The organism is Streptacidiphilus jeojiensis (assembly GCF_042510965.1).
Taxonomy (GTDB): Bacteria; Actinomycetota; Actinomycetes; order Streptomycetales; family Streptomycetaceae; genus Streptacidiphilus; species Streptacidiphilus jeojiensis.
This window is the reverse complement of sequence record NZ_JBEUKS010000023.1, coordinates 66,025-74,382: the sequence shown is the minus strand read 5'-3', so window position 1 is coordinate 74,382 and position 8,358 is coordinate 66,025. Positions and strand designations below refer to the sequence as shown.

At 70.1% G+C, this 8,358-nt stretch carries 7 protein-coding genes and 1 rRNA gene; all 8 read left to right on the top strand.

The features are described 5' to 3' along the window. The first annotated feature begins 4 nt into the window (after positions 1-4). The 8 genes from rrf (at position 5) to ftsR (ending at position 8,341) form a co-directional block, all read left to right on the top strand. Positions 5-121 (top strand): 5S ribosomal RNA (gene rrf, locus ABUW04_RS39060). A 798-nt stretch (positions 122-919) separates the two neighbouring features. Next, a complete protein-coding gene (locus tag ABUW04_RS39055; protein ID WP_030266508.1) occupies positions 920-1,528 on the top strand; it encodes a CDP-alcohol phosphatidyltransferase family protein in 609 nt (202 codons plus the stop codon). A gap of 84 nt (positions 1,529-1,612) precedes the next feature. Then, entirely contained in the window at positions 1,613-4,111 is a 2,499-nt protein-coding gene (locus ABUW04_RS39050) for a sugar phosphate nucleotidyltransferase (RefSeq protein WP_380569022.1), read from the top strand. A gap of 236 nt (positions 4,112-4,347) precedes the next feature. Further along, entirely contained in the window at positions 4,348-5,199 is an 852-nt protein-coding gene (locus ABUW04_RS39045; protein ID WP_380569021.1) for a DUF881 domain-containing protein, read from the top strand. Beyond that, positions 5,196-5,528, top strand: coding sequence for a small basic family protein (locus ABUW04_RS39040; protein WP_030266499.1), 333 nt, complete (start codon positions 5,196-5,198; stop codon positions 5,526-5,528). Before ABUW04_RS39045 ends, ABUW04_RS39040 begins: the two co-directional genes overlap by 4 nt. A 159-nt stretch (positions 5,529-5,687) precedes the next feature. Then, a complete protein-coding gene (locus tag ABUW04_RS39035) occupies positions 5,688-6,557 on the top strand; it encodes a DUF881 domain-containing protein (protein WP_380569024.1) in 870 nt (289 codons plus the stop codon). Positions 6,558-6,951: 394 nt separating this feature from the next. Then, a complete protein-coding gene (locus tag ABUW04_RS39030) occupies positions 6,952-7,479 on the top strand; it encodes an FHA domain-containing protein (RefSeq protein ID WP_030266493.1) in 528 nt (175 codons plus the stop codon). 181 nt (positions 7,480-7,660) lie between these two features. Further along, complete coding sequence (gene ftsR, locus ABUW04_RS39025; RefSeq protein ID WP_084715507.1) at positions 7,661-8,341, top strand: transcriptional regulator FtsR; 681 nt, start codon at positions 7,661-7,663, stop codon at positions 8,339-8,341. The last annotated feature ends 17 nt before the right edge of the window (positions 8,342-8,358 follow it).

Sequence of the window (8,358 nt, the reverse complement as noted above, 5' to 3'; positions counted from 1 at the left end):
GTGTTTCGGTGGTCATAGCGTGAGGGAAACGCCCGGTAACATCCCGAACCCGGAAGCTAAGCCTCACAGCGCCGATGGTACTGCAGGGGGGACCCTGTGGGAGAGTAGGACGCCGCCGAACAATCATTAACAGGAAGCCCCCTGACCACCGGTCAGGGGGCTTTTCTGCATTCCCCGCCCGAGTGCAATGGGGAGGCCGGCCGCCGTTGGTGGGGCGGCTGCTGTGGGTGGCTTACATGGCGCCACCGTTGCCGAATGGCACGCCCGTGGCTTGTTGCTGTTGCTCGGCTCCGCCTCGCGGGCCAACTACAGCGGGGGAGCGGGGCCGGTCCTGGGCGCCGTTGCCGGGTGGGAGGTCGGATGTGGGGTGTGCAGAAACGGTTCTGCCGCCGGGCCTCGCGCGAACAGGGGTCGATTTCGGGACGTCGGGTCACTCGTGGTACGCCAGGACTGGGGCAAATAGGGCATTACGGCGTGATCGAGTGACACCTTGTCCCGAAAGTGACCCCGGTTTAGTCCAAGGCCCCGCTTTTCGGGCCACTGACCCTACGTTCGAGTCACTCCCAAACCGCGCACGCCTCGGCAGGAACGTTTCTGCACCGCCCCACCCCCCGCCGCCCGGCAACGGGCCCCAGCTGCCACCCCTCCCCGCCCTTGTCGCCGCGAGCGTAGCGAGCAGCAGCAACAAGCCACGGGCGGCGGAGGGCGGCATCGGACCCGCCATGTAAGCCACCTGCAGTTGCCGCGACCCGCGTTGGCGCTCGGCCTCCCCTGTCGCCGTACGCATCCCCAGCCCCACGCGCTCACCCTCACTCCATGGGAAGGTAAAGTCCCTGTACAGCCGTACCCAAGCCCGTAGCCATACCCATGCCCGCTTCGTACATCGTCCGATCGTCCGTTCGTCCCAGGAGGCTCCCGGGTGGAGGTTCAGGAGACGCGAGTCCAGACCGACCGCGTGCTCACCATCCCCAACGTGCTCAGCATGGCGCGGCTCGTCGGGGTGCCGGTGTTTCTGTGGTTGGTGCTGTGGCCGGAGTTCGGGGGGCCGCACAACGACGGCTGGGCGATTCTCATCCTGATGGCGAGCGGGGTCAGCGACTACCTGGACGGGAAGCTCGCTCGGCGGTGGGGGCAGATCAGCCGTCTGGGTCAACTGCTCGATCCGCTTGCTGACCGGCTGTTCGTGCTGTCGACGATCGTCGGGTTGACCTGGCGGGGCATCATGCCCTGGTGGCTGACCGCGCTTCTGCTGGGGCGGGAGGTGTTCATCGCCTCGCTGCTGCCGGTGCTGAGGCGGCACGGGTACGGGCCGCCCGGGGTGAATTTCCTGGGGAAGGCGGCTACGTTCAATCTGATGTACGCATTCCCGTTGCTTCTGCTCACAGAGAGGAGTGACTGGCTGGGGAGTGTGGCATTCATCATCGGATGGGCGTTCGTCTGGTGGGGTACGACGCTGTATTGGTGGGCAGGGATCCTGTACGCGGTTCAGACCCGTCGTCTGGTACGGACGGGCACCGCGGTCGACTGACCGCCGGGTGGCCCTTGGGCGCCCGTGGCGGGGTCGGCCGTCGGATGACAGCTCCGCCAAGGCCACAAGGAGGAACCACCCGACATGAAGGCCGTTGTGATGGCCGGAGGCGAGGGCACGCGCCTCCGCCCTATGACCTCAAGCATGCCCAAGCCCCTGCTTCCGGTCGTGAACCGACCGATCATGGAGCATGTGCTCCGTCTGCTGAAGCGACACGGGCTGACCGAGACCGTTGTGACTGTGCAATTCCTTGCTTCGCTCGTCCGGAACTACTTCGGGGACGGCGAAGAACTGGGCATGACCCTTACCTACGCGAATGAGGAGACCCCGCTCGGGACCGCTGGAAGCGTCAAGAACGCGGAGGACGCGCTCAAGGACGATTCCTTCCTGGTGATCTCCGGTGACGCGCTCACCGACTTCGACCTGACCGAGCTGATGGAGTTCCACCGCTCCAAGGGCGCGCTGGTCACCGTCTGTCTGACCCGGGTCCCGAACCCGCTGGAGTTCGGCATCACCATCGTCGACGACGAGGGGCGGGTCGAGCGCTTCCTGGAGAAGCCGACCTGGGGCCAGGTGTTCTCGGACACGGTGAACACCGGCATCTACGTCATGGAGCCCGGGGTCTTCGACTACGTGGCCGCGGACACCTCCGTCGACTGGTCCGGGGACGTCTTCCCGCAGCTGCTCAAGGAGGGGAAGCCGATCTACGGCTTCGTCGCCGAGGGCTACTGGGAGGACGTGGGCACCCATGACAGCTACATGAAGGCACAGGCCGACGTCCTCGAGGGCAAGGTCGACGTCGACATCGACGGCTTCGAGATCTCCCCCGGCGTCTGGGTGGCCGAGGGCGCCGAGGTGGACCCCGAGGCGGTGCTGCGCGGTCCGCTCTACATCGGCGACTACGCCAAGGTGGAGGGCGGCGTCGAGCTGCGGGAGAACACCGTGCTCGGCAGCAACGTCGTGGTGAAGCGCGGGGCGTTCCTGCACCGGGCGATCGTGCACGACAACGTCTACATCGGGCCGCAGACCAATCTGCGCGGCTGCGTCATCGGCAAGAACACCGATGTGATGCGGGCGGCGCGGATCGACGACGGTGCGGTGATCGGGGACGAGTGCCTGATCGAGGAGGAGTCGATCATCGCGGGCAATGTCCGCGTCTACCCGTTCAAGACCATCGAGGCCGGCGCGGTCGTCAACACCTCGGTGATCTGGGAGTCCCGCGGCCAGGAGCACCTCTTCGGCGTGCGCGGCGTCTCCGGGATCATCAATGTCGAGATCACGCCCGAGCTGGCGGTCCGGCTGGCCGGTGCCTATGCGACCACGCTCAAGAAGGGCGCGACGGTCACCATCGCGCGTGACCACTCCCGCGGTGCCCGTGCGCTCAAGCGCGCCATGATCTCGGCCCTGCAGGCCAGCGCCATCGACGTGCGCGACCTGGAGAACGTGCCGATGCCGGTGGCCCGGCAGCAGACGGCCCGAGGCAGCGCCGGCGGCATCATGCTGCGGACCACGCCCGGGGTGCCGGACTCGCTGGACATCCTCTTCTTCGACGAGCGCGGCGCGGACCTCTCCCAGGCCGGCCAGCGCAAGCTCGACCGGGTCTACGCCCGGCAGGAGTACCGCAGGGCGTTCCCCGGCGAGATCGGTGACCTGACCTTCCCCGCCAGCGTCTTCGATTCCTATGCAGGAACGTTGCTGCGCGCCGTGGACACCAGCGGGGTGCCCGAGGCCGGGCTGAAGGTGGTCATCGACGCAGCGCACGGCAGTGCCGGCCTGGTCCTGCCCAGCATCCTGGGCCGGCTCGGGATCGAGGCGCTGACCGTCAACCAGGGCATGAACGAGGCCAGGCCGACCGAGTCGGCCGAGGAGCGCAGGGCCGGCCTGGTGCGGCTCGGTGAGCTGGTGGCCTCGTCCAAGGCGGCCTTCGGGGTGCGCTTCGACCCGGTGGGCGAGCGGGTGTCGTTCGTCGACGAGCGCGGGCACCTGATCGAGGACGACCGGGCGCTGCTGGTCTTCCTGGACCTGGTGGCGGCCGAGGGCCGCAGCGGCAAGGTGGCGCTGCCGGTGACCACGACCAGGATCGCCGAGCAGGTCGCCGCCTACCACGGCACCCAGGTGCAGTGGACCACGACCTCGCCGGACGCGCTGACCAGCGCCTCCTCGGCGGAGGGCACGATCTTCGGCGGGGACGGCCGGGGCCGCTTCGTGATCCCCGAGTTCAGCGGGATCTTCGACGGCGCCGCCGCCTTCGTCCGGCTGGTCGGGCTGGTGGCGCGGACGCAGTTGACGCTGAGTCAGATCGATGCGCGGATCCCCAAGGCGCACGTGCACCGGCGCGACCTGGCGACGCCGTGGTCCGCCAAGGGCATGGTGATGCGCTCGGTGGTGGAGGCGGCCGGTGACCGGCACGTGGACACCACCGACGGGGTGCGGGTGGTGGAGACCGACGGCCGCTGGACGATGGTCGTCCCCGACCCCGCGGAGGCCGTCACCCACCTGTGGGCGGAGGGTCCCGACGACGTCTCCACGCAGGCGCTGCTGGACGAGTGGAGCGCGGTGGTCGAGGCCACCGACCGCGAGTAGCCGCGAGGCGCAGCAGGGGGATCGAGGGGCCGGTGCCGCGACGGAGAACGTGACACCGGCCCCCGGCGCGTCCGGGATTTTGTCACGATCCTGTGCCGGGTTGGCTGCGTGCGGCGCGAGTTGTGCCGGTGTCGGCGACGCGACGTGCGACGATGTGGCGCATGTCGACGACAGGGGCGGATGGTGAAAGGGCTGCGCGATCCGCGGGGAAGTGGAGTTCGCGCCCCGACGCGTCCATGTCGTTGCTCACCAATGTCATGGAGCACGCCCTCGACGACGGCTACGCGGACGCGGCCCGCAGCCGCGGCCAGTACGGCACCAGCCGGATGCCCGGGACGCTGCGCGGCAAGCTCTTCCTCGGGGGCGGGCTGCTGCTCGCGGCGCTGGTGCTGACGGTGGGGGCGGTGCAGGTCAGGGCCTCCGCGCCGGTGGCCGCCCAGGAGCGGCAGGAGCTGATCGCCCGGGTGGGCACGGCGCAGGCCAATGCCGACCAGGTGCAGCAGGAGATCGACAAAGACCGGGCCCAGCTGAAGCGGCTCCAGCAGCAGGCGAAGGCGGACGGTGCCGGCGGCAGCGGGAGCACCGCGCAGCTGCAGCAGTTGCAGCTGGTCACCGGTGTCGGCGCGGCCTACGGACCCGGGATACGGCTGGTCCTGGACGACGCGGTGTCGGCCGGGACCGACGGCGGGGACAACCCGCGTACCGCGGCCGGGTTCAGTGACACCGGCCGGGTCCGTGACCGCGACGTCCAGCTGGTGGTCAACGCGCTCTGGCAGTCGGGCGCGGAGGGCGTCGCGATCAACGGCCAGCGGCTCACCGCCCTGTCGGCGATCCGCGCAGCCGGCGACGCGATACTGGTCGACAACCACCCGCTGGTCCTCCCCTACACCGTGGACGCCATCGGAGGCAGCGGGATGGAGAGCGGGTTCCAGCAGAACGTCGACGGCGGCGTCTACCTGGAGCAGCTCAAGGCGGACTACGCCATCAGATACAGCATCAGCAGTGAGGACCGGGTGGATCTGCCTGCGGCGGCCAGGAGCGGCCTGCAGTACGCGACCCCGTCCGGCAGGGGAGGAGCAACACCGTGATCGCCGTACTGGGCCTCGTGATCGGGGTCGTCGTCGGGCTGGTGGTCCAGCCGGGTATCCCGGCGGGGCTGGTGCCGTACCTGCCCATCGCCATCGTGGCCGCGTTGGACGCGGTCTTCGGCGGGATCAGGGCCATGCTCGACGGCATCTTCGACGACAAGGTCTTCGTGGTCTCGTTCCTGTCGAACGTGGTGGTCGCCGGACTGATCGTGTTCCTGGGTGACCAGCTCGGAGTGGGGTCGCAGCTGTCCACCGGTGTGGTGGTGGTGCTCGGTATCCGGATCTTCTCCAATGCCGCGGCGATCAGAAGGCATGTGTTCCGGGCCTAGGGGCGCGGGAGTTCCGGGCTCGGCCCGGGCATGAGGCGGGTGCACCCGGTGCTCCGGCCGGGTAGGACGGATGGCAGGATGATCGGCGCAGGTCGGAAGCGGCGGGAGTGACAGGTGGGCCAGCACGAGAGAGCGTCGGGGGAGCAGCCCCCAACGCCGCTGACGCCTGCCCCGGACCAGCCGACGGGGCACCAGCCCGCGCACCACGCGGCGGATCCGTCCGGAACGAAGCCGGCGGCCGAATCGGCGGCGACCGAATCGGTCGTGTCGGACCGGGCAGGGCAGCCGGACCGCCCGGACCGTCTGACCGGGCGTCAGCGGCTCGCCGCGGCGCTCTGGCCGCCGCGGCTGTCCCGGCCGCAGATCGTGGTCGCGCTGCTGCTGTTCTCGCTGGGGCTGGGCCTGGCCATCCAGGTGCGCTCCACCAACACCGAGTCGCAGCTGCGCGGCGCCCGCCAGGAGGACCTGGTCCGGGTGCTGGACGAGGTGGACGCCAAGCAGCAGCGGCTGCAGGACGACCGCCAGCAGCTGCAGGAGTCGCTGACCACGCTGCAGAACAGCTCGCAGCAGGCGGCCGAGGCGCAGAAGCAGACCCGGATCAAGGAACAGCAGTTGGGCGTGCTCGCGGGCACGGTCGCGGCGACCGGGCCGGGGATCGTCCTCACCGTCAACGACCCCGACGGCAAGGTGCAAGCAGATATGCTGCTCAACACTTTGGAGGAGCTTCGCGCAGCGGGGGCGGAGGCGGTGCAGATCAACGATGTACGCGTGGTCGCCGGCACCTGGTTCTCCGACGCCGACCCCGGGACCGTCGTGACCGGCGGTACCAAGATCACCCAGCCCTACCGGTTCACCGTCATCGGGAACTCGCACGACCTCGACGTCGCGCTGGGGATCCCCGGTGGTGTGGTCCAGTCCGTCGACAAGCTGCAGGGGGCGAAAGCCACCGTCTCCGAGCAGAAGTCGCTGTCGGTGACGGCCTTGATCCCGTTGAGTGCCCCTGGCTACGCTCACTCGGCGCAGCCATGAGGTTCCGCCGGGTCGCCCACGGCCCTGCCGGCAGCAGTTCTCAACTATCGTCCATGATGGCTTCACCCTGCCCCTCGGGCAGGCTCGTGTCACGCAAGGGGAATCGTCCGTGAGTCTGTTCTCGAAGCTGTTCGGTCGTAAGTCCCCTCAGGGCGCGGTCGAGGCGCCCACCGCACGCCACCGGGCGGTACCGGGCATGCGCGGTCCGGACGAGGGCGACGCCCTGGCCCCGGTGCAGGAGCGTCCGATGTACCGGGAGGACCAGCGACACGCCGGTTTCGGCGGTGGGGCGGGCATAGCACAGGGAGCGGTACCCTCAACCTCAGCTGGAGGGTTTGGTACCGATCCGTATGCGCAGGCTCAGGCAGGCGATCCGCGACAGGAGGCCGCAGGGATGACGGTGTGCACCCGGTGTGGCAGCAGCAACCCCGAGGCCAGCCGGTTCTGCTCCAACTGCGGCGCGCCGCTGCGGGCGCGCGGCCAGGCGGAGGGGCCGTCGGAGCAGACGTCCACCATCTCGATCTCGGGCCTGGAGGCCTACGACCCCGAGGTGACGTCCACCCAGGCCACCCCGATGATCTCGCCCGAGGCGCAGGCCGCCGTGGACGCGCTGCCGCCGGGCTCGGCCCTGCTGGTGGTCCGCCGCGGGCCCAACTCGGGCAGCCGGTTCCTGCTGGACACCGATGTGACCACGGCGGGCCGGCATCCGGAGAGCGACATCTTCCTGGACGACATCACCGTCTCCCGGCGCCACGTCGAGTTCCGCCGCACGCCCGGCGGCTTCAGCGTGGCCGACGTCGGCAGCCTCAACGGCACCTACGTCAACCGCGAGCGCATCGACGAGGTGCCGCTGAGCACGGGTGACGAGGTGCAGATCGGCAAGTACCGGGTGGTCTTCTTCGAGAGCCGCCGGGGGTTCTGAGCAGGGGGATGTTCCGCCGGGACCGACTGCGGCCGGGCCCGGCGCACAACGGAGGAGCGATCCTGTGCAGGGCGACAACGGCACGTCTCACATCGGCACGGCCGAAGCCGGAACGGCCCAGGTCGGCACGGCCCAAGTGGCCACCGCAACGGCCGGAGCCGCCGAGGCCGGCAGGCAGCTGCTGAGCATCGGCGCGGTACTCGGGGTGCTGCGGGACGAGTTCCCCGAGGTCACCATCTCCAAGATCCGCTTCCTGGAGGCGGAGCGCCTGGTCGAGCCGCAGCGCACCCCTTCGGGCTACCGGAAGTTCAGCCGCGCCGACGTCCACCGGCTCGCCCAGGTGCTGCGCATGCAGCGGGACCACTACCTGCCGCTACGGGTGATCAGGGAGCACCTGGACGCCCTGGACGCGGGCGAGGAGCCGCCGGCGCTGCCGGGCGGCGGCGAGCCGCACGCGATCGAGCCGCCCCAGCCGGAGGCGTTCGTCCCGGGCCCGCGGCTGGGACGGGCGGAGCTGCTGGCGGCGGCGGGCGTGGCCGAGCAGCAGTTGGCCGACTGGGAGTCCTACGGGCTGGTGGTGGCGACCCCCGAGGGCGGCTACGACCCGGAGATGCTGCAGGTCGCCCGACTGGTGGCGGAGTTGGGCCGGTTCGGCCTGGAGCCGCGGCACCTGCGCGCGGTCAAGGCGGCGGCCGACCGGGAGGTCGGACTGGTCGAACAGGTGGTCGCGCCGCTGCGCAGGCACCGCAACCCGCAGACCCGGGCCCATGCCGCCGCGCTGGCCCGGGAACTCGCCACGCTCTCGGTACGGCTGCACGCCGCCCTGGTCCAGGCCGGACTGCGGGCCCGCCCCGGGCTCTGAGCCTGCACCGAGCCTGC